The sequence below is a fragment of the Sphingomonas sp. 35-24ZXX genome (assembly GCF_000786215.1).
Lineage (GTDB): Bacteria > Pseudomonadota > Alphaproteobacteria > Sphingomonadales > Sphingomonadaceae > Blastomonas.
Genome location: NZ_JROG01000001.1, coordinates 407,431 through 429,259, shown reverse-complemented (window position 1 = coordinate 429,259; position 21,829 = coordinate 407,431). Strand labels below are relative to the sequence as shown.

Sequence of the window (21,829 nt, the reverse complement as noted above, 5' to 3'; positions counted from 1 at the left end):
GCACCTTATTGGGCACTGGGGCGAACAGTCGCGGCCGGGCTTGATGACCCCTGCCCACCCCCGCTCATCCTGAGCCGCGGGCTCCAGCCCGCGAAGTCGAAGGACCCGCGCCCACGCTGGCCGAATAGCGGGGCCTTCGACAAGCTCAGGCTGAGCGGAGGTGGGTGGCTGCTATGGAACTGTTCTGAAAAAAACCTGCCGTTCAGGAAGCGACCCCATTGCAGTGATTCTGCAAGTGTCAGAAAATACGTCTATGCCGTTCTACCGCTTCATGATTCATGGCCGTGACCCCCGCCATCCGGACGACGTCCGAGGCTTCTTCACAACCCGACATGCGTATGCTGCCACGAAGGAGAAGGCGGCAGAGAAGGTCCTGTTACGACTGACCAAGGAGTTCACGACGGGCGCTTCTGCCGCGATCTGGAACAGCGATGCTCCGAAGATGACCATCGAAGACGGATGGCGGATCGGTATCCACCAACTCCGCTCGGCACCAAACAGGGGCAGCACCTTCTACGAGCCCTGACGACAGCTAACCACCCAGAAATGGTCATTGGTGCCGAGTAAAATCAACGCCAAAAGCGGACGTTGCAACCACTCAAAAACACTTTGCCTCCTGAATGCGGCGCTCCTGCGGCGCGCTGGCGAACGCCGGAATCCAGAGCGGCTCCAACACCATATCGCCGCTGGACTCCGGCTTTCGCCGAAGAACAGGAAAACCCCTCAGCTGAAGTTCGCGGCCCGCTTCTGCATGAACGCGAACACCGCTTCCATCTGATTGGGGGTACGGATGATCTTGTCCTGAAGCACGCTCTCTTCCATCAGGATGGCATCGGTATCGAGGTCGGGCGTACGGTTGAACAGATCCTTGGCGGCACGCACCGCATCGGGGTTCTTGGTCGCGATGTCGGTCGCGATCGCCATCGCGCGCGCATAGGGATCAGCATCCAGATGCGTGGCAAAGCCGACGCGGCCGGCTTCCTCGCCGGAGAATTCGCGGTTGGTATAGGTCAGCTCGCGCAGCACGTCATCGCGCACCGTGCCGCGCCACAAGGCATAGCCGCCCATGTCGGGGATCAGGCCCCAGCGCATTTCCATGATCGAAAGCCGCGCATCGGGCGCGATGATGCGCATGCACGCGCCCGACATGATCTGCAGACCGCCGCCGAAGCACACGCCGTGCACCGCCGCGATCACCGGCATCGGCAGCTTGCGCCAGCCGAACGCGACCTGCTGGAACTTGTTGGCATTGCCATAGGTGCGGTCGGTCAGCGCCGACGGCGCATCGCCTCCCGAGCTTCCGCCGGGCGCGGTGAAGCTCGCCATGTCGAGCCCGGCGCAGAACGAACGCCCCTCACCCGACAGCACCACCGCGCGCACGCCGGGTTCGCTCTCCAGACGGTCGATCGCGGCGATGATGCCATCGAACATCGCCGGATCGAGCGCGTTCATCTTGTCCGCGCGGTTCAGCCGCACATCGGCGACATGGTTCTCGATGGTGATGCTGACCCGGTCGTTCATGACATTTTCTCTCCCAAAGGCTGCACAAGCGCCTGTTCCACCAGCGGAAGCTGGTCATTGCCAAAATACATATCTGCCCCGTGGACGAAAATCGAGGGCGAACCATAGCCGCCGCGCGCCACCAGCCGTTCGGTGTTGGCGCGCAGGCGGTCCTTGACCGGCTGGCTGGCTGCAGCCTCGACCAGGGCAGCGCCATCCATCCCGATGCAGTTCGCAACGGCCGCCACTTCTGCAGGATCGTCCAGATTGCGCTGCTCGACGAAATAGGCGTGGAACGCCGCTTCGGCAAAGCGCTCGAGCGCGGCCTGATCATCCTCCAGCGCGCAACACGCGCGCATCGGGGCGATGCTTTTCAGCGGATGCCAGGGCGCGGGAAACTTCAGTTCCACCCCCGCCAACCGCGCCCAGGCGCGCATCACCTTGCCCATATGCCGGTATTTCGGGCTGTCCATGGCTTCGCGCGCGGCATAGACCGATGGATTGACCGCGTTGAACACCCCGCCAACGAGGATCGGCGTCCAGCGGATCGTGGCCCCATGCTTGGCGGCCAACGGGCGGATATTGTGGAACGCCAGATACGTCCAGGGGCTGGACAGGTCGAAGCAGAATTCGATTGGGTGGGTCATGCCGTCTTGATCCCGAACAGCGTCTCGCGCGCCTTCGCATTGTCCTGCGGGTTGCGGTTGATCGCGTCCTTCATCACCGCCAGCCCCGCCTGCAGCGCGGGACGCGCGCGGCACACAGCGTACCAGCGCGCGATGTTGGGATAATCGTCCAGCGTGATCTCCTGGCGCTTGTGCGTCATGATCCACGGGAAGATCGCCATGTCCGCGATTGTGTAATCCGCGCCCGCGACATAGTCCGCCTCGGCCAGCCGCCGATCGAGCACGCCGTACAGCCGCGCCGTCTCGCGCTCGTAGCGATCAATGGCATAAGGCAGCTTTTCCGGCGCGTAGAGCTTGAAGTGGCCGTTCTGCCCCAGCATCGGGCCAAGGCCGCCCATCTGCCACATCAGCCACTGCATCACCGCCACGCGACCCCGCACATCCGCGGGCAAGAACTGACCGGTCTTTTCGGCCAGATACAGCAGGATCGCGCCGGTTTCGAACACGCTGACCGGCTCGCCGCCATCGGCGGGATCATGATCAACGATCGCCGGAATGCGGTTGTTGGGGCTGATCTTCAGGAACTCGGGCGCGAACTGCTCGCCCGCGCCGATGTTCACCGGCCTGACCGCGTAGTCGAGGCCGCATTCCTCCAGCATGATGGAAATCTTCCACCCATTGGGCGTGGGCGCGTAATAGAGATCGATCATTGCGGGGCAGCCTCTCCAGACAGAATCGCATTGCGCTTTGCAACCGACCATAAGGATCAAGGCGGCGCTGTCACCCCCCACGCGCACTGGATGACGCATCGCGCGCACAGACCAGACGATAGCCGCGATGGCGCTCGGTCTCGATCCGCACCGCACCCCCGAGAAACGCGAGGCTCCGCCGAAGCTTGCAGATGTGCACCTCCAGGCTGTTGGTGCCCGGATCGAAGGCGGTGCGCCACACCGCGCGCAGCAGCGCCTCGCGGCCGATGGCAATGCCTTCATGTCGCGCGAGCACCAGCAGCAGGTCGAACTCGCGCGGCATCAGGGGAATATCCCTGCCGCGCCATTGCGCCTGGCGAAGCCCTGTATCGAACACGAACCCGGCGAGACGGACGATGCCCTGGGCTGCGGCATGGGCGCGCACCGCCGCGTTCATTCGCGCAGCCAGCTCGGCCGCCGCCACCCTCGCCGATACGGCATCATCCGCACCCGAGCGGATCAACCGTGCGCGTGCCGAGGCTGCGCCGACGCCGACGAACACCAGCGGGGCCGTGCGCCAAGGAAGATCGTCAAGCCAAAGCTGTGCCGCGCCGCGCAACCGCACATCACACAGCACGGGGCTGTGACGGGCGCGCGCAGGCGGTTCCGAAAATGGCTGAGCATCGATACCGAAGCGCGACAATGCCACCGCCACGCGTTCCATCGCGAGGCGATCGGACCCGTTCAGCAACCAGACGCCTTGAGCCAGGGCCCAAGGCCCCGATGGTCCGCCCAGCGCTGGATCGGTATCAAACCGCATGGCTGCCTCCCACCGACGCCGATGGACGTCGATGAGAAGCAATCATGCGCGATCAGAACATGCTTGTGCGCGCAGTCGTCTCCGAAACGGACGATTGCCCGCCGCGCCGCTTCAGCTGCCGACGGCCTGCCCCGGCACATTGACGCCCATGCTGGTGAGATAGCGCTTCACGTTGCGCGCCGCCTGGCGCAGGCGCTGTTCGTTCTCGACCATCGCGATGCGGACATAGCCTTCGCCGTCTTCGCCATAGCCGACACCCGGTGCCACCGCGACCTTGGCGTGCTGCAGCAGCTGCTTGGAAAACTCGAGGCTCCCCATGTGCTTGAGCGCCGGCGGCAGCGGCGCCCAGGCGAACATCGAGGCGCGCGGCGGCGGGATATCCCAGCCTGCACGGCCGAAGGCATCGATCATCACGTCGCGGCGCTTGTGATAGAGCTCGCGGTTCTTCTGCACGATATCCTGCGGGCCGTTGAGCGCGGCGCAGGCTGCAGCCTGGATCGGCGTGAATGCTCCATAATCGAGATAGCTCTTCACCCGGGTTAGCGCCGCGATCAGCTGGCGGTTGCCCACGGCAAAGCCCATGCGCCATCCGGCCATCGAATAGGTCTTCGACATCGAGGTGAACTCGATCGCGACATCCTTGGCGCCCGGCACCTGCAGGATCGAGGGCGTCGGGCAGCCGTCGTAATAGAGCTCGCTATAGGCAAGGTCGGAGAGCACCCAGACCTTGTTCTCCTTCGCCCAGGCGACCAGCCGCTCGTAGAACGCCAGGTCGACGACCTCTGCGGTGGGGTTGGAGGGATAGCCCACCACCAGCACCGAAGGGCGCGGCACGGTGAACGCCATCGCGCGATCGAGCGAGCGCCAGTAATTCTCGTCGGGCGTCGTCGGTACCGAGCGGATTGTCGCGCCGGCGATGATGAAGCCGAAGGTGTGGATCGGATAGCTGGGATTGGGCGCGAGCACGACATCGCCCGGCGCGGTGATCGCGGTGGCAAGGCTCGACAGGCCTTCCTTCGACCCCATGGTCACGACGACCTCGGTCTCCGGATCCAGCTCGACATTGAAGCGGCGCGCGTAATAGTTCGCCTGCGCCTTGCGCAATCCGGGAATGCCCTTGGACTGGCTGTAGCCGTGCGCATCGGGCTTCATCGCCACCTCGCACAGCTTTTCGATGACGTGCGGCGGCGGCGGCAGGTCCGGATTGCCCATGCCCAGATCGATGATGTCCTCCCCGCCCGCTCGCGCCGCGGCCCGCATCGCATTGACTTCGGCAATGACATAGGGGGGCAGGCGTTTGATGCGGTAGAAGTCTTCGGACATATCGAATTCGCTTTTCATTCTCCGTGATTGGAGCGCGTTCTTTGACCTATGTGGGGGCGCGTGTCGAGCAAAAGCAGGACGCCTTTGCTTGCGTCGGACCGCCGATCAGGGACTTATCTTTGCAGCCCGGCGCTGCTAGGACGCAGTTAAAGAACAAAAGCGAGAGACCAAGATGTCAGGCGATACCGACTTCACGCCCCCGGGCCTGCCCACGCTGGAAGAGATGCAGCACTGGACCTGGGTGGTCGGACGCGCGCAGCAGATGATGCTCGAACACGCCGCCACCATGGCGCAGCAGAACCCCGTCGACATGAGCGCCTTCACCGATCCGCAGGCATTCCAGGCGCGGCTTCCCGCGTGGATGGGGTCGATGCCGCAGGCGATGCTCGATGCGCAGGCCGATATGTGGCGCGATGGCATGACCCTGTGGCAGGGCTTCATCGGGGCGATGACTCCCCCTGCCCTGCTCGCCGAGCACGAAGGCGGCCCGCCCAAGACCCCTGCACACGTGCCCGAGCTGCGATCCGATCGGCGCTTTGCCGCACGCCAGTGGCACGACAACCCGGTCTATGCACTGATCCAGCAGAGCTATCTGATGGTGTCCGAACAGATGCTGCGCGTCGCCGACCGCGTCGACGGGCTGGAGCCGAAACAGAAGGAGAAGATGCGCTTTGCGCTGAAGGGCCTGATCGATGCATCGAGCCCGGCGAACTTCGCGATCACCAATCCCCTGGTCATGGAAAAGCTGGTCGAGAGCAAGGGCGAGAACCTGCTCAAGGGGCTCGAGCACATGCTCTCCGACATGCGCAAGGGTCAGCTCACCCATACCGACCCCGACGCATTCGAACTTGGCCGCAACATCGCGGTGACACCGGGCAAGGTGGTGTACGAAACGCCGCTGTTCCAGCTGATCCAATACGCGCCTGCCACCGACGAGGTGCTGGAGATCCCGCTGGTGATCTTCCCGCCGTGGATCAACCGCTTCTACATCCTCGATCTCAACCCGCAGAAGAGCTTCGTCAAATGGGCGACCGAACAGGGCATCACCGTGTTCATGGTCTCCTGGAAGTCCGCCGACGAGAGCATGGCCGAGATCATCTGGGACGACTACGTCAAGGCGCAGATCGAGGCGATCGATACCGTGCGCGACCTGCTCTCGGTTCCCCATGTTCACACCATCGGCTATTGCGTCGCGGGCACCACGCTCGCTGCCACTTTGGCGCTGCTCGCCAAGCGCGGCGAGGCCGATCGCGTCAAGTCGGTTACCTTCTTCACCGCGCAGGTCGATTTCGAGAAAGCGGGCGACCTCACATTGTTCGTCGATGACGAGCAGCTGAAGCTGGTCGAGCAGCTCGGCAGCAACGGCTATCTCGACGGGCGCTACATGGCCGCGACCTTCAACCTGCTGCGCGGGCGCGACCTTATCTGGAACTATGTGATCAACAACTATCTGCTGGGCGAGGATTATCCCCCGTTCGACCTGCTGCACTGGAATGGCGACACCACCAACCTGCCCGCCAAATGGCACCGCTCGTACCTCAAGGATCTCTATCGCGACAACCGGCTGGTCCAGCCAGGATCGCTGAGCGTCGATGGTACCCCCATCGACCTGCGGCTGATCGAGACGTCGGCCTATATCCAGGCGGGCAAGGAAGACCATATCGCGCCGCTGGAAAGCGTCTGGCGGCTGACCGATCACCTCTCCGGCCCCGTCCGCTTCGTGCTTGCAGGCTCGGGTCATATTGCAGGCGTGGTCAACCCGCCCTCGATGCAGAAATACCAGTACTGGACCAACGAGCAGCCGGTAAATGGCCTCGAGCATTTCATCGCCGGCGCCACCGAAACCATGGGCAGCTGGTGGCCAGACTGGATCGATTGGCTCAAGGCGCACGCGGACAAGACCGTGCCTGCCAAGGGCGCGCGCGTCCCCGGCAAGGGCAGGCTCAAGGCCATCGAGGATGCGCCGGGACGCTACGTCAAGGCGCGCTGATCCGGTTGCTCCGGCGACCCGATTGCGATACCATGGCGAGGCACGCAAGGGATCGCCCTGCGCGGCCTGGCGCCTGCCACTAGTCGCAGATTTGCACTTTTGTGCAGTGCAACAAATTCCTTGACGAGACTAACCTGGATCACTATTGTGCAGTGCAGCATGAAGCAGCACATGAGTGAGACCGACAATGTCTGAACCCAGCAAGACCCCTCCTGCCGCCAAGGTGGCAGAGGCCAATGCAGCTGCCGTCACTGCCAAGACGGAGGCTGCCCCGGCAGCACCCAAGGCTGAACCCGCCAAGGCCCCGGCCGCCAAGGTTGCCGATCCCGTGATCGCGCCCAAGGCCGCTCCCGCCGTGAAGCCGGAGCCGGTGGCACCCGCCGCCAAGCCCGTCGCGGAAAAGCCTGCCCCTGCGGCCAAGGCCCCGGCCCCCGTCGCAGCACCAAAGATGGCCAAGCCCGCCGCGAAACCGGCCAAGCCCAAGGCCACGATCAAGACGTCCGCAGTCAAAGCCACTCCGGCCGCCGTCAAGGCCGCCGCACCCGCACCGAAGAAGGAAACCAAGATGACCACCACCGAAACCATCACCGCAGAAACCAAGAAGGCCGCCGAAGCCATGACCGATCGCGTCAAGGCGCTGATGGGCGACATGTCGACCCGCGCCAAGGGCGCCTATGAAAAGGGCACCGAAATGGTTTCGCAGGCGACCGAATTCTCGAAGGGCAACGTTGAAGCCCTGGTCGAATCGGGCAAGATTGCCGCCAAGGGCGCGCAGGAAATGGGCCAGACCTATGCCGAAGACACCAAGAAGGGCTTCGAGGAACTGACCGCCGCGCTCAAGGAAATGACCACGGTCAAGTCGCCGACCGAGTTCATCGAACTGCAGACCAAGCTGGTCAAGAAGAGCTTCGACACCGCCGTCGCCCAGACCTCGAAGAACAGCGAAATGTTCCTCAAGCTGGCCGGCGACGTGTTCCAGCCGATCTCGAACCGCGTCAGCGTCGCGGTCGACAGCTTCAAGAAGGCTGCCTGATCCAAGAGCTTCCCCACCGCCTTCAACGGCGGTCGGGAAACCAAAAAGCCGCTCCGGGCAACCGGGGCGGCTTTTTTGTGGCAACGGTAATAGCCTCATCTGTAGCCATAACCGCAATACATCCATTTGGGTGGTTATTCCCTATTCACATCAAAATTAAGCAATATATTACAATACCCCATGAAGGGGGTATCGAGCGATGACTCGTGTGAACACCGAAACTCTTGATGTCGACTTAGACGCACTGCTCCTCGATGAGGAAAATCCGAGACTCGGATCAGCGAAAAGCCAGAGCGATGCTCTACAAAAGCTTATTGAGCTAAACCCAGTTCATTTTCGGAACATGATGGCAAGTATTAAGGAGAATGGAACAGATCCAGGTGACAGCTTGTACGTCATCGAAGACGAGGTCAATGAAGGTGACTATATAGTCCTAGACGGCAACAGGCGTCTATCTGCAATCAAGGTATTGTGCAATTCAATACTCCTCGACGGCACATCAATTACAGATCGTCTAAAAAAACGACTTCAAAAGATCTCAGAAGATTTTGCACCTGATGAATTTTCTGAAATTCGCTGTGTCAGGTTCAAAGATCGAGAAGAAGCAAATCAGTGGATTTACCGTCGCCATACTGGAGGAGCCGATGGCGAAGGCCGAATTGATTGGGGACCACTTGAAATAGCTCGATTTACCCATGACCGTTCGGTAACCGACCTCCTGGCATTTGTGGGCCGCAATGCCGACATGTCTGATGACGATTGGGAAGAAAAACGAAAATATATTGAGTCAAAGCAATCTAGCAATATCGAAAGACTCCTTACATCGAGCGCCGGGAAAGCTCATTTAGGACTGACGTATGCAAAAGATGAACACGATATCAATATACCTATGACCGTCAGACCAGCCAAGCTAGTGCTCGATACCATCGTAAAGATAATTGATGATCTAGAGCAATTTCATCATGACCGTTGATATCCGGCGGCATGGAAGAAGTTGGCGCATTCGGTGGAGACGAAGCGGTCGAGCAGCACACCGATGCGCTCAACGAGGCTGTCGATGGTGCGTGGTGGCTCATGCCTGAGCAGGGCCTTGAGCTTTGAGAAGGCCATCTCAATGGGGTTCAGATCTGGGCTGTAGGGCGGCAGATAGAATATTTGCGCCCGCCGCTCAGCGATGGCCTCGCGGACCCCTGCAACCTTGTGGGCGGGGAGATTGTCGAGCACCACGACATCGCCGCGTTTCAGGGTAGGCGCGAGGATATGGCGGACATAGGCACAAAAGGCGGTGCCATCCATCGGGCCGTCGAGCACCCAGGGCGCTGTCATGCCGGTCAGGCGCAGCCCGGCAATGAACGTCATCGTCTTCCAATGGCCGAACGGCGCGCTGTCGTGGCAGCGTTCGCCCACTGAAGCCCAGCCATAGAGCCGCGCCATCTTAGTGTTGACGCCTGTCTCATCCAGAAAGACCAGGCTCTCAGGATCAATGAACGGCTGCGCTGCTCTCCACAGCTTGCGCCTTGCCGCTACGTCGGGCCGGTCCTGTTCGCTGGCGCGCAGGGCTTTTTTTGAAAGACAAGCCGAGACGGCGGGCGGTATTCCACATGGTGCCAATGCTGAGCGTGACGCCGTGCTCCGCCTGCAACCAGCTCTGCGCCTCGGCCAATGTAATGCCCGGCCGTGACCGGATGTGCGCGCCAAGCGCCTGTTCTTGCTCGGGCGACAGTTTGCGCGGCGGTCGGCCTCGGACGGGATTGGCTCGTGTGTCCCCTGTCAGCCGCCGACGGATCAGCGCCTTGTAGATATAGGCAACGCTGACCTTGAACACCGCCGCAGTTTCCCGAACGGCCATGCCGCCATCGACTGCGCCCATCACCCGATCCCGCAAATCCTGCGAGTAACTCTGCCCTGATCGCCAACCCATCGCCGCCTCCTGCAAGACGGCTCCCCATGAATCACACAATCGCCCAAAAGGAAATCCCCCCTCCGATTCCGCACATCATGAAAGTGCTCTAGTGGATGGCAAAATCAATAGTCGTGACATCAACAAAGCAAGCGATATCGAGGATTATTTCGCAAAACTACCGCCGTCACTGCAACCGAATGATCGTGACAATTCAACCCCCACGGCAATATGTACCCTTAACCTGGAAAAGAATAAGCGCAAAGATCCGAACAGCCAGAGCCTTAAATCTAAAGAATCTAAGCGAAAGACACGTCCAGTCACGGGCAAACGTCTAACCCTAGCCCCGCGGAGGCTTCCATTTTCAGATCCTGAAATTGAAAAAGCAATACATATACTTGAGGAATGCACAAAAATTAAACTATCTGGCTTCGAGATTTCATGCGCTTTCTTATTGAGAGCATTTCTCGAGATAACATTACGACATTACGCCAAGCATAATAATATTCCGCTGGCCGTCATAGATCAAGAAGGAAAACGCACGCCAAAGGCGCTAAACATACTTGGAAGTGAAATTCAGAAACATATTATCAAGTCAAACACCAACACATTTAACTCTAGCGATTTACGCTCGTTTCAGAGTTTGCTTTTGACACAATCTTCCAATTGCAGCATTCAATCGCTCAACAGCTTCGTGCACAATAGCTACGCCATACCAACTGCAGACACCTTACGCGCCGCCTGGGAGGCTTGCAATCCGGTCTTCATTGCTGCCTATGGCCCCGCATGACCATGCTTGACACCAAAACTCGACCCACAATGTCGTTTTCGCCTTTGCGCTACCCTGGCGGAAAGGGCAAACTTGCACGGTTTATGATCGACCTAATCCGACTGAACGATCTTGAAGATGGCACATATGTAGAGCCTTACGCTGGTGGAGCAGCGATAGCGTGGGAATTACTCCTGAAAGGGATTGTCCGAAACGTTGAGGTCAATGACATCTCCCCGCCAGTTTTTGCATTTTGGGACGCTGTCATCAACCACACTGAAACTCTGTGTCGCACAATTACCGACACGCCTATAGATATTGAACAGTGGAACAGAGCAAAAACTGTATACAACAACCCAGAGAAATTCAGCAGCAGCGAACTCGGATTCGCATTTTTTTTTCTTAACAGAACAAACAGATCAGGCGTACTCAATGGGGGGGTTATAGGAGGCAAAGAGCAAGGAGGACGGTACAAAATCGACGCTAGATTCAACAAGGTCGACCTAATCCGAAGAATATCTAACATAGCTCTCAAACGCAATCGGATCAGAATATCAAATTTAGACGCCATGAATTTCATTCAGGAGCGATCATTTTTTTGGGACAGGACATCCCTCATTTATCTTGATCCACCGTACTACGACAAGGGTCAGTCCCTTTATTTAAATGCGTACAAGCCTAATGACCATATCAATGTAGCATCTTCTATAATAGATTTGAGAATGAAAAACTGGATTGTTTCATATGATGATGTGCGGCCAATTCATGATTTATACGGTATGGCTGCGAAATTACAGTACACCTTAAATTATAGCGCACATCGCAAAGAACGTGGGCAGGAAGTGATGTTTTTTTCCGAATCGCTCAACGTTCCCTACATGGTCCCTCCGCTTGTCGAAATACGGCGGACTAATTTGCAACCTTGTACCCTCCCCAAATTTGATCCACCTCAATGATCGCCCCCGCCCCCTCCGCCATCCTCTGACATAACGGGGCATATCCCCCGAGTCGGAGGGGACGGTTATGCGCATTCTGTTTGTTCACCCCAATTACCGCTCTGGCGGGGCGGAGATTGCGGGGACGTGGCCGCCGGCCTGGGTGGCGTATCTCACCGGGCCGCTGCGGCGCGCTGGCTTTGACGACATCCACTTCATCGATGCGATGACCGAAGGCGTGTCGGACGAGGATCTGGCGATGCGCATGGCCGCGTTGCAGCCCGATGTCGTCGGCACCACCGCGATCACCCCTTCGATCTATGCCGCCGAACGCGTGCTGGAGATCGCCGCATTGACCGTGCCCAAGGCGGTGCGGGTGCTGGGCGGAGTGCATGCGACCTTCATGTACCGCCAGGTGCTGACCGAGGCGCCGCATATCGATGTCATCGTGCGCGGCGAGGGCGAGAATATCGCGGTCGAGCTGTTCACCGCGATCGCGCAGGGCCGCTGGCTCGCCGACCGCCCCGGCATCGCGGGGCTCGCCTGGCGAGAGGGCGATCGCATCGTCGCGACCAAGGCGGCCGAGACGGTCAAGGACATGGCCACGCTTTCGCCCGACTGGGACATTCTCGACTGGAAGCAGTACACCTATCTGCCGCTCAACACGCGCGTTGCCATCCCCAATCTGGCGCGCGGCTGCCCGTTTACCTGCTCGTTCTGTTCGCAGTGGAAGTTCTGGCGCGATTACCGCGTGCGCGATCCCAAACTGGTGGTCGACGAGATTCAGGAGCTGCACGAGAAACACGGCGTCGGCTTCTTCATCCTCGCCGACGAGGAGCCGACGATCAACCGCAAGAAGTTCATCGAGTTCTGCCAGGAGCTGATCGATCGCGGCCTTCCGGACAAGGTGAAATGGGGCATCAACACCCGCGTCACCGACATCTATCGCGACAAGGAGCTGCTCGCCTTCTACCGCTCGGCAGGGCTGGTGCATGTCAGCCTGGGCACCGAGGCGGCGGCGCAGATGCGGCTCGACCTGTTCAACAAGGAAACCAAGGTCGAGGAGAACAAGACCGCGATCCGGCTGCTGCGCGAGGCGGACATTTTCGTCGAGGCGCAGTTCATCGTCGGCCTCGAGAACGAGACCGCCGAGACGCTCGAGGAAAGCTATCGCATGGCGTGGGACTGGCAGCCGGACCTCGCCAACTGGTCGATGTACACCCCCTGGCCGTTCACGCCCTTGTTCGAGGAGTTGAAGGACAAGGTCGAGGTCCATGACTTCAGCAAGTACAATTTCGTCACCCCGATCATGAAGCCCGCCGCGATGGAGCGCGGCGAGCTGCTCGATGGAGTGATGAAGAACTATCGCCGCTTCTACATGCAAAAGGCGCTGTTCCATTATCCCTGGCGCGGCACGGGCTTCCGGCGGCGCTATCTGCTGGGCTGCCTCTATGCGTTCCTGCGCGCAGGCTTCAGGCGCACCTTCTATGATCTGGGCAAGGCGGGCTATTGGGGGCCGCAGACCGCCAAGTCGGTCGACTTCCACTTCGACGAAAAACGGGTTTCGGTCGAGCAGGCCGCGTCCGACTGGGAAACGGCGGCAGACCGTGCCGCGCGCGCCAGCGAACGGCGCCAGGCGGTGCGCGCGCAGATGAAGGAGCGCGCGCGCGATCGGATAGAGCTGAGCGCAGGACCGGGGGACTGAGGTGTCTGCCGCTCCCTCGCGCGCCGTCGTCGCTCCGAAAGCCCCGGCCCTGATCGGCCCCAACGCCGTATTGCAGACGGCATGGGCGATGGAGCGGCGGATCGGCCCGGCGGCAGCGCGCGAGGTCCTTGACGTGGCCGGGGTGTATCCCCTGCCCTCAGGCGATGCGATGATCGCCGAAGCCGAAGCGCTGCGGCTGCATCACGCGCTCGCGGCGCTGCACCCCGAGGCGGCGGACGAGATCGCGGTTGCGGCGGCGGAAGGCACGGCGGATTACATCATCGCGCACCGCATTCCTGCCTTGGCCGCAAGGGCGCTGCGCTGGCTCCCCGCCCCGCTCGCCGCCCGGCTGCTGATGAAGGCGATTGCGCGCCACGCCTGGACGTTCATCGGTGCGGGCCGCTTCACGGTCACCGGGCCGTGGCATTTCACCATCGATCGCGGCGATGCAGGCGATGCCTGCGCGCCGCCGCCCACGCTGTTCCTCTGGTACGCTCAGGTCTTTGCGCGATTGTACGCAACGCTGGTGCGCCGCGGATCGGGCTGCACCGGCAGCGCGCCCGATCCCCGGCATCCGCACCGCTGGCACTATCGTATCGCGCCGATCACAGCTGGCGCAGCGCGCGGGCGGGCCGTGCCGCGAGCACCGGCAGCGATCCGACAATCCCCAGCCCCAATGTCAGCAGCGCACCGCCGCCCAGGGTCATCAGCACCACCGGCCAATCGGGCAGCCAGTTGAAGCTGAAGATCTGGGTGATCACGTACCACGCCGCAGTCAGCCCCAGGGCCAGCGCGACCAGCGCCAGCAACGCGGCGAGCAGCCCGTATTCCAGCGCCTGCGCCGACAATATCTGGCCGCGCGTCGCGCCCAAAGTCTTGAGGATCACGCTGTCATAGATGCGCGCCTGGCGCGATGCGGCGATCGCACCGATCAGCACCGCGATGCCGGAGAGGATCGCGATCGATCCGGCGGCGGCGATGGCGGTGGCGATCTGGGTCAGGATCGTCGAGACCTGGCCGATGACATCGCGTACCTCGATCACCGAGGACGAGGCAAACGCCGCCAGCACCGCCTTGGACACCGCGCGCTCCTTGGCGTCCGCATCCGCCATGCCCTTGAGCGAAACCGTCGCGGCAAGGTTGTGCGGGGCATCGCGCAAGGTGTTGGGGCTGAACACCATCACATAGTTGAAGCCCATCGTGTCCCAGTTGATCTGGCGCAGCGAGGCGATCTTCGCGGTGAATTCGCGTCCGAGCAGGCTGACGGTCAGGCTGTCGCCGACCTTGAGGTCGAGGATCTGCGCCATCTCGCGGTCGACCGAGACGAGCGGCGGTCCGTCATAGCCCTTGGGCCACCATGTTCCTTCGATCAGCTCGCTGCCCTCGGGCAAGGTCTCGGCATAGGTGAGCCCGCGCTCGCCGCGCAGCACCCAGGCGTTGTCGGGAATGTCCTTGAGATCGGCGACGCGGATGTTCTTGTAGCCGGTGACTGTGCCACGCAGCGAGGGGACGGTGTTGACCGCCGCGCCGGGCGCGGCCGCCTGCACCACCTGGCGGAACTGCGCTGCGCCCGCCACGGGCACGTCGAGCACGAACAGGTTGGGCGCCTCCTTGGGCACCGTGCGGGTGATCTCGTTGGTCAGGCTGGTCTGGATGCCTCCCAGGATCACGAACAGCGTGAGCCCCAGGCCCAGCGCCACCACCAGCTGCCCGGTCTGCGCGCCGGGGCGGTGCAGGTTGGCGAGCGCCAGCCGCAGCAGCGGTGCCTTGGGGCGCGGCAGCTTCGATGCGGTCCAGCGGATGCCCCAGCCGATGCCGGCGAGCATCAGCAGCACGCCCGTCGCCGCCGCCATGAACCAGGCGGAGAACACCGCCTCGCGCGCGGTGACCAGAGCCAGCACGACGATGGCGGCAATCCCTGCCCCCACCGCGATCAAGGTTGCGCGATCCGGCCAGCGATTGCCCTCGATCAGCGACCGGAACAGCCCAGCTGCCGGAATGTGCCGCGCGCGCGCCAGCGGCGGCAGCGCAAAGATGAACGCGATCAGCAAGCCATAGGCGGCGCTGACCAGCAGCGGCAACGGATGGATCGCAAAGCCGGGCTTCACCGGCAGGATGTCGCCCGCCGCCGCGATGATCGCCGGCGGAATCAGGGCGCCCGCCACCAGCCCGCCGCCGATCGCCAGCGCCGAAACCGCGAGGATCTGCACCAGATAGATGCGCAGGATATCGCCCGAGCCTGCGCCGAGGATCTTGAGCGTCGCGATGCCTTGCCGCTTGGTCGCGAGGTACGACGCCACGCCGTTGCCGACGCCGATGCCTGCGATCACCAGCGCGGCGAGCCCCACCAGCGAGAGGAACTGGCCCATCCGCTCGATGAAGCGCGAGGTGCCCGGCGCGCCGCGATCGCGGTCGCGCATTTCCAGCCCGGCCTCGGGGAACTTGGCTTTCAGCCGGTCGATCGAGGCGACGGGGTCGTCGAGCGCGCCCAGCTTCACGCGATACTTGGCCTCGTACATGCTCCCCGGCTGGATCAGCCCGGTGCGCTGAATGCCAAGATCGGACACGAGCGCGACGGGGCCCAAAGTAAAGCCCTCGCCCAACCGGTCGGGTTCGTCGGCGATGATGCCGCGGATCACGAACTCGGCCTCGCCAAAGCGGATCTTGTCGCCGGTCTTCAGGTCCAGCCGGTCGGCCAGCCCTGCGCCGATCACTGCGCTGCCCGGATCGAGCGGCGCGTAATGGCCTGACCGCAGCGTGACGGTGCCATACAGTGGATAATCGAAATCAACGCCCTTCAATTCGGCGAGAATGGCGTCGGGGCCGGTGCCCCCCCCAGCCCCCGGCGCGCGCGGCGCAATGCGTTGCCCCATCGCCTGCATCCGGACCGTCTCGGACACCAGCCCTTCGCGCTCGAATGCCGCCTGCTCGGCATCGCTCGCCATGCGCTGCGACATCGTCACTTCGAAATCGCCGCCCAGGATCACCTGGCCGCGCTGCGACAGCTCGCCGGTGATCGAGGCGGTGAGGCTGCCGATGGTGGCCAGCGTCGCGACACCCAGGAACAGGCAGACGATCAGAAGCCTCAGCCCCCGGAAGCGCCCCGACAGGTCCCGCCGCGCGATCCGCCAGATCTGCGCCCAGGTCATGCCGCGCCGCCAGCGCGGTCCGCAATGATCAGACCATCGCGCATTTCGATGACGCGGTTGCAATGCGTCGCGAGCGCCGGGTCATGGGTGATGATCAGCAGCGTCGCACCGCTGGCGCGCTGCCGGCTGAACAGCAGGTCGATGATCGCCTCGCCCGTCGTCCCGTCGAGGTTGCCGGTGGGCTCGTCGGCAAAGATGATCTCCGGCCCCGGCGCCATCGCGCGGGCAATCGCCACGCGCTGCTGCTCACCGCCCGAAAGCTGGCTGGGATAATGCGTGACGCGGTGGCCAAGGCCCACAGCCTCGAGCTCGCGCTTCGCCGTGCCGAACGGATCGTCGCGCCCGGCGAGTTCGAGTGGCACCGCGACATTTTCGAGCGCGGTCATCGTCGGCAGCAGATGGAAGGCCTGGAGCACGATCCCGATCCGGCCGCGCCTCGCCTTGGCCAGACCATCTTCATCCATCGGCCCGAAATCGAGCCCGGCGACATGAACCTCGCCACTGCTCGCGCGTTCCAGCCCGGAAAGGATCGCCATCAGCGACGACTTGCCCGAGCCCGACGGTCCCAGCAGCGCGACCGACTGGCCCAGCGGGATTTCAAGGTCGATCCCCTTCAGAATCTGCGTCTGGTTGCCTGCCTCGCCGAGCGAGAGGGTGACATTGCGGGCGGCAATGGCAATATGAGACCGCGTCAGGGTATCGTGCATGAAATGAAAGGGCTTTCGCTTTGGGTCGGAACAGCATTCTATATGGGGCGGCATTGTTGCTTGTCCATTGCACTGCAGCATGTTCGCCGTCGTCTGACGAAGCCGCAGCCCCGTCGGTCGAACGCGCCGAGGCTCCGGCCGCCCCCACAGCACTCAGCGCGGACACCAAATTGGTGATGGCGTTCGGCGACAGCCTGTACGCTGGCTATGGCGTCAAGCAGGACGAAAGCTTCCCCGCGCAATTGGAAAAGGCCCTGTCCGCCAAGGGGTTGAAGGTCTCGGTGCACAATGCCGGCGTGTCGGGCGATACGACCGCAGCGGGACTGCAGCGGCTGGCCTTCGCGCTTGATGGCCTGCCGCGCAAGCCGGACCTCGTCATTCTGGGCCTCGGCGGTAATGACATGCTACGCGGCATCAGCCCCGACCAGACGCAGAGCAATCTCGACGCAATGCTGACCGAACTGAAGAAGCGCGATATCGACTTGGTGCTGACCGGGCTGATCGCCGCGCCGAACCTGGGCAAGGACTATGCGGACAGCTTCAACCCGATCTACGGGACACTTGCCAAAAAATATGATGCAGAGCTTTATCCCTTCTTCCTGGACGGGGTCATCACCGACAAGGCGCTGATGCTGCCCGATGGCATCCACCCCAATCCCCAGGGCATCAGCAAGGTTGTGGCCGGAATCAGCAACATGGTCGCAGAGGAACTCAAGGGGTAATCTGATAGCGTCAGTTTGGTGACATTCTGCTGACACCCACAAGACGCTCGGCGGCGAAAAGCCGCGTATCCTGTCATCATGACGCCATCGCGGCGTCATCCCGCGCCCGTAGCTGCGCCCTCGAACATCAACGGGGGTTGCGCTATGATTCTTGCCAAACGTGCCGCTGCGCTATTGCGCTCATCGATCTCGATCGCCGCCTTTGTCGCGACCGCGAGCATGCCCGCCTTGGCGCAGACCGCGCAGGCCAGCACGGAAGACGAAACCGATGCCAATGGCGAGATCATCGTCCAGGGCGCAATCATCACCGCGCAGGGGGAATCGATCGCGCAGAAGCGCAATGCCGACAATCTGATCGACATTTCGGCCGCAGACTCGGTCGGCCGTTTCCCCGACCAGAACAGCGCCGCTGCGCTCTCGCGTCTGCCTGCGGTCGCGGTGCAGCGCGATCAGGGCCAGGAACGCTATATCCAGGTGCGCGGCGCGCCCAACCGCTGGACCTCGGTCAGCATCGATGGTGTGCCGATGATCGGCGCGGACGAAGGCGGCCTCACCCGTGCCTATCGCTTCGACGCGGTGCCCGCCGTGATCCTGAGCGCGCTGGCGATCAACAAGTCGCTCACCCCCAATATCCAGGCCGAGGCGATCGTCGCCAATATCGACCTGCGCACCTTCTCGCCGCTGGAAGGCAAGACCGGCTTTCATGTGCAGGGTGACGCCGGATACGGCGTCATGGAACTGGGCGAAGGCGAACAGCGTCAGGGCTCGCTGCGCGTATCGTACAGCGATGGCACGTTCGGCGTGGTGGCAGGCGCATCGCATTACCGCCGCGAGCAGGTGACGGACAACCGCGAGGTCGGCCTGTACGACGAGCCCAGCGGCCCCACCGACACCCAGTTCGGCCCGACCGAAATCGACATCCGCCAGTATCGCCTGGTGCGCGAGAACAACGGCCTGTTCGCCGCGTTCGAATATTCGCCGCAGGAAGGCCAGAAGCTCTACGCCAAGACGATCTACACCGAGTTCAAGGACGACGAGCAGCGCGACCAGTACGAGATCCGGCTCGATCGCGCGCTGTCGGGTACGCGCAACCTGTCGGGTGGTGATCTGGTCCGCGTACCGGTGCGCGGCTCGTTCAACCTCGGCAACTATCGCACCCGCAACTTCATCAACACCATCGGCGGCGATTATGAGGAAGACGGCTGGAAGGTGAACTTCGCGGCCAATTACACCCGCACCGAGAACACCACCTTCCTGCCTCTGGTCCAGGCGAGTACCGCCACGGCCACCTCGCCTTCGGTGCGCTATGATTTCAGCCGCCCGAACTTCCCGATCGTCCAGCTGTTCCAGACGGTGCCTGGCACCACTGCGGGCAGCTTCGTGCGCGGTCCGGCGCTGGCGAATTTCGACCAGTCGACGCTGATCAACGCCAATACCGCGCCCGCCGTGCTCATCCCCATCGTGCAGGACGTGTTCACCGACAGCTATACGGTGAAGCTGGATGTCGCCAAGGAACTCGGCGACGTCACGCTGACCGGTGGTCTGCTCTATGCCGATCGCGACATCGGCGGCTTCATCTTCGCGACGTCGAATGCGGTGGTCCTTTCGCCCGCAGCGCTGACGGGAACAGGCCTCAGCTTCAACCCGGCGAGCTATATCACCAACACCGCCTGGGACACCGGCTTCCCGCTCGGGCTCACGTTCAATTATGTCGACAACACCCGGATGCGCGCCGACCTCGATAACATCCTCGAGACGCTGCAGCGCCAGGGCCGGTTCAATCCGGCGAACAATGTGCCCGCCGAAAACCGCTTTGCGCTGACCGAAAAGACGCTGACCGGCTATGGCATGGCCAAATGGGTGTTCGATGGCGGCCAGGTGATTGCCGGCGCGCGCGTCGAGCATTTCAAGCTGACCAATCAGGGACGCGCACGCCTCGCCAATGGCACCCTTGTGCCGCTGTCGGCGCCGCAGGACTATACCGACATCTTCCCCAGCGTGAACGCGCGCTTCGATGTCACCGACAATCTCGTGTTCCGCGTCGCCGGTCAGCGCGGCATCGCGCGGCCCAGCTTTGGCGAAATCCGGGTCGGTTCTGCGATCAACGATACCAACAGCCCCGGCACGATCAGCGGCGGCAACCCCACGCTGCGCCCCGAATACACCTGGGGCGTCGACGCCAGCCTGGAATATTACATTCCGGGCCAGGGCATCATCGCGGTTTCGGGCTTCCACCGCTGGGTCGACAATGTGCTGTTCTCGAACACCCAGATCGTCGGATCGGATGCGTTCAACAGCAACGGCGTTGACCGCTCGCGTTATCTGCTTGCCTCCAGCTTCAACGGCAACAGCGGCGAATTGTATGGCGTGGAGTTCAACTATCAGCAGCAGTTCACCTTCCTGCCCTCGCCGCTCGACGGCTTCGGCTTCCAGGGCAATCTGACGCTGATCGAGGGCAGCTTCGATACCGATCTCAGGCAGAACATCGGCTTTCCCGGCACGTCGGACACTATCGTCAATGCCTCGCTCTATTACGAGAAATACGGGCTTTCGGTGCGCGCCAGCTATCAGTGGCGCAGCGACTATCTGGAATCGCTGTCGATCGGCACCGGCGGCGGTGTGGCCACGGGTGACGAGTTCCGCGGCGGATACACCAATGTCGATGTCGCGATCCGCTATGACATCACCCCGAACATCAGCCTGTTTGCCGATCTCAACAACCTGACCGATGCGAAATATACCGCCTTCCTGGGCAACAAGGGCCGCCCGACCGAGGTCGAACAGATCGGCAGGCGCTACCTTGCCGGCATCCGCTTCGGCTTCTGACAGGAGAGACTGCCATGCGTCTTGCTACCGTTCTCACCCTCGCGCTGCTCGCCAACACAGCCCCTGCGCTTGCGATCGACACCGTCACGGTGGCGCGCGTTGATGCCCATCATGTCAAGGTCAGCTGGAGGGACAGCGACCCTGTCGATATCATCGTGACCGATACGCCGGTGGCGGCCGGCGCTGCGATCCCGGTGGTCAAGGCCAGCCGCAAGGGCGAGGCGATCGTCCCGCTGCCTGCCACCAAACGCCAGTTCCTGGTCTTGCGCGACGGCGGGGATGCTTCGCTGACGCTGACCGCCGAACGCGAGCTACCGCTCGCCATGGGATCGAACTTTCGCGATCTGGGCGGTTACAAGGGTGCGGGCGGCAAGACGGTGCGCTGGGGCAAGGTGTTTCGCTCGGGCGCGCTGCCGCTGCTGTCGGAAGAGGATTACACACTGCTGGGCGGTCTCGACATCGGCACGATCGTCGATCTGCGCTCACTGGAGGAGCGCGAAGTGGCGGCCACCCAGCTTGACGATCGCACCGGCGCGCTGTTCATCTCGAACGATTATTCGCTGAAACCCCTGATGGCCAACATGGGCAGCATGAAGGGCGAATATGTCTACACCGGCATGGAAAAGCTGCTCAGCCCCCAGTACCGTTCGCTGTTCAAGCGGCTGCTCGCCGATGACGGCGCGGTGATGTATCACTGTTCGGCAGGCCAGGACCGCACCGGCATCGCTTCGGCGCTGATCCTCAGCGCGCTGGGCGTCGATCGCGAAACGATCCTCGCGGATTATCATCTCTCGACCCAGCTGCGCCGCCCGCAGAACGAGATGCCGCCGCTCGACCCTGCCGATTATCCGACCAATCCGATCGTGCAATATTATGCGGCCGCCGCGAAAAAGCCCGGCGGGGTCAAGGCAGAGCCACTCTATTCCGCCTCGGGCAAGTCGCATCTGGCGCAGTTTTTCGAGGTCATCGATCGCGACTATGGCGGCGTCGAAGGCTATCTCGCGACGCTTGGCATCACCGCGGTGGATGTCGCGCGGTTAAGGTCGCTGTATCTGGAGTGATGGTTGCCATCCGCCGTTCGATCGTCGACCCCCGTGGCCGCGGGGGTGACGGGGAACAGCGCCGTTGCTGCCTG

19 protein-coding genes and 1 pseudogene are annotated in these 21,829 nt (G+C 62.2%); 11 read left to right on the top strand and 9 right to left on the bottom strand.

Annotation, left to right across the window (positions count from 1 at the left end):
• The first annotated feature begins 253 nt into the window (after positions 1-253).
• Positions 254-526, top strand: a complete 273-nt coding sequence (locus LI72_RS01955; protein ID WP_033924147.1) for a hypothetical protein — start codon at positions 254-256, stop codon at positions 524-526.
• Between the two features lie 197 nt (positions 527-723).
• Here the strand turns inward: LI72_RS01955 and LI72_RS01950 are convergent, their stop codons facing one another.
• The 5 genes from LI72_RS01950 to LI72_RS01930 form a co-directional block, all read right to left on the bottom strand.
• Positions 724-1,521: a crotonase/enoyl-CoA hydratase family protein gene (locus LI72_RS01950; protein WP_033924146.1), complete on the bottom strand. Its 798-nt coding sequence runs from the start codon at positions 1,519-1,521 to the stop codon at positions 724-726.
• A complete protein-coding gene (locus LI72_RS01945) occupies positions 1,518-2,147 on the bottom strand; it encodes a 2-hydroxychromene-2-carboxylate isomerase (RefSeq protein WP_033924145.1) in 630 nt (209 codons plus the stop codon). The genes LI72_RS01950 and LI72_RS01945 overlap by 4 nt, the downstream gene beginning before the upstream one ends.
• Positions 2,144-2,836: a glutathione binding-like protein gene (locus LI72_RS01940; RefSeq protein ID WP_033924144.1), complete on the bottom strand. Its 693-nt coding sequence runs from the start codon at positions 2,834-2,836 to the stop codon at positions 2,144-2,146. The genes LI72_RS01945 and LI72_RS01940 overlap by 4 nt, the downstream gene beginning before the upstream one ends.
• Before the next feature lie 70 nt (positions 2,837-2,906).
• The gene (locus LI72_RS20445) at positions 2,907-3,635 is read right to left on the bottom strand and encodes a winged helix-turn-helix domain-containing protein (RefSeq protein ID WP_081984523.1); all 729 of its coding nucleotides are present in this window, start codon (positions 3,633-3,635) and stop codon (positions 2,907-2,909) included.
• 111 nt (positions 3,636-3,746) lie between these two features.
• Positions 3,747-4,958 (bottom strand): LL-diaminopimelate aminotransferase, encoded by a 1,212-nt coding sequence (locus tag LI72_RS01930; protein WP_033924341.1) that lies wholly within the window; start codon positions 4,956-4,958, stop codon positions 3,747-3,749.
• Positions 4,959-5,130: 172 nt separating this feature from the next.
• Here LI72_RS01930 and LI72_RS01925 point away from each other — a divergent pair, with 172 nt between their 5' ends.
• The 3 genes from LI72_RS01925 to LI72_RS19880 all read left to right on the top strand — a co-directional run bounded on the left by LI72_RS01925 (position 5,131) and on the right by LI72_RS19880 (position 8,954).
• Positions 5,131-6,948, top strand: a complete 1,818-nt coding sequence (locus LI72_RS01925; RefSeq protein WP_033924143.1) for a PHA/PHB synthase family protein — start codon at positions 5,131-5,133, stop codon at positions 6,946-6,948.
• 187 nt (positions 6,949-7,135) lie between these two features.
• The gene (locus tag LI72_RS01920) at positions 7,136-7,981 is read left to right on the top strand and encodes a phasin family protein (protein WP_033924142.1); all 846 of its coding nucleotides are present in this window, start codon (positions 7,136-7,138) and stop codon (positions 7,979-7,981) included.
• Between the two features lie 199 nt (positions 7,982-8,180).
• Entirely contained in the window at positions 8,181-8,954 is a 774-nt protein-coding gene (locus LI72_RS19880; RefSeq protein WP_156139434.1) for a hypothetical protein, read from the top strand.
• On the opposite strand, the gene LI72_RS20245 is transcribed toward LI72_RS19880, so the two are convergent.
• Together LI72_RS20245 and LI72_RS20240 are read right to left on the bottom strand one after the other, a co-directional pair.
• Entirely contained in the window at positions 8,942-9,490 is a 549-nt protein-coding gene (locus LI72_RS20245) for an IS630 family transposase (protein WP_443018104.1), read from the bottom strand. The genes LI72_RS19880 and LI72_RS20245 overlap by 13 nt on opposite strands.
• On the bottom strand, positions 9,462-9,917 hold the full coding sequence (locus tag LI72_RS20240) for an IS630 transposase-related protein (RefSeq protein WP_197051761.1): 456 nt from the start codon (positions 9,915-9,917) through the stop codon (positions 9,462-9,464). The genes LI72_RS20245 and LI72_RS20240 overlap by 29 nt, the downstream gene beginning before the upstream one ends.
• 76 nt (positions 9,918-9,993) lie before the next feature.
• Here LI72_RS20240 and LI72_RS19875 point away from each other — a divergent pair, with 76 nt between their 5' ends.
• The 4 genes and pseudogenes from LI72_RS19875 to bchJ form a co-directional block, all read left to right on the top strand.
• Complete coding sequence (locus LI72_RS19875) at positions 9,994-10,671, top strand: hypothetical protein (protein ID WP_156139433.1); 678 nt, start codon at positions 9,994-9,996, stop codon at positions 10,669-10,671.
• Positions 10,668-11,606 carry a DNA adenine methylase gene (locus LI72_RS19315; RefSeq protein ID WP_197051760.1) on the top strand — a complete coding sequence of 313 codons (939 nt, stop codon included), beginning with the start codon at positions 10,668-10,670 and terminating at the stop codon, positions 11,604-11,606. The genes LI72_RS19875 and LI72_RS19315 overlap by 4 nt, the downstream gene beginning before the upstream one ends.
• A gap of 67 nt (positions 11,607-11,673) precedes the next feature.
• Positions 11,674-13,290, top strand: a complete 1,617-nt coding sequence (gene bchE, locus LI72_RS01905; RefSeq protein WP_052129394.1) for a magnesium-protoporphyrin IX monomethyl ester anaerobic oxidative cyclase — start codon at positions 11,674-11,676, stop codon at positions 13,288-13,290.
• Position 13,291: 1 nt separating this feature from the next.
• A pseudogene (gene bchJ, locus LI72_RS20440) lies at positions 13,292-13,807 on the top strand (bacteriochlorophyll 4-vinyl reductase); the annotation flags it as partial.
• Positions 13,808-13,895: 88 nt separating this feature from the next.
• Here the strand turns inward: bchJ and LI72_RS01895 are convergent.
• Positions 13,896-16,439: an ABC transporter permease gene (locus LI72_RS01895; protein WP_033924140.1), complete on the bottom strand. Its 2,544-nt coding sequence runs from the start codon at positions 16,437-16,439 to the stop codon at positions 13,896-13,898.
• Positions 16,436-17,146 (bottom strand): ABC transporter ATP-binding protein, encoded by a 711-nt coding sequence (locus tag LI72_RS01890; RefSeq protein WP_033924139.1) that lies wholly within the window; start codon positions 17,144-17,146, stop codon positions 16,436-16,438. The genes LI72_RS01895 and LI72_RS01890 overlap by 4 nt, the downstream gene beginning before the upstream one ends.
• A 53-nt stretch (positions 17,147-17,199) precedes the next feature.
• On the opposite strand from LI72_RS01890, the gene LI72_RS01885 reads away from it, so the two are divergent.
• The 3 genes from LI72_RS01885 to LI72_RS01875 all read left to right on the top strand — a co-directional run bounded on the left by LI72_RS01885 (position 17,200) and on the right by LI72_RS01875 (position 21,755).
• Positions 17,200-17,868, top strand: a complete 669-nt coding sequence (locus LI72_RS01885) for an arylesterase (RefSeq protein WP_081984519.1) — start codon at positions 17,200-17,202, stop codon at positions 17,866-17,868.
• A gap of 144 nt (positions 17,869-18,012) precedes the next feature.
• On the top strand, positions 18,013-20,694 hold the full coding sequence (locus tag LI72_RS01880) for a TonB-dependent receptor (protein WP_033924137.1): 2,682 nt from the start codon (positions 18,013-18,015) through the stop codon (positions 20,692-20,694).
• Positions 20,695-20,708: 14 nt separating this feature from the next.
• Positions 20,709-21,755: a tyrosine-protein phosphatase gene (locus LI72_RS01875; RefSeq protein ID WP_033924136.1), complete on the top strand. Its 1,047-nt coding sequence runs from the start codon at positions 20,709-20,711 to the stop codon at positions 21,753-21,755.
• The last annotated feature ends 74 nt before the right edge of the window (positions 21,756-21,829 follow it).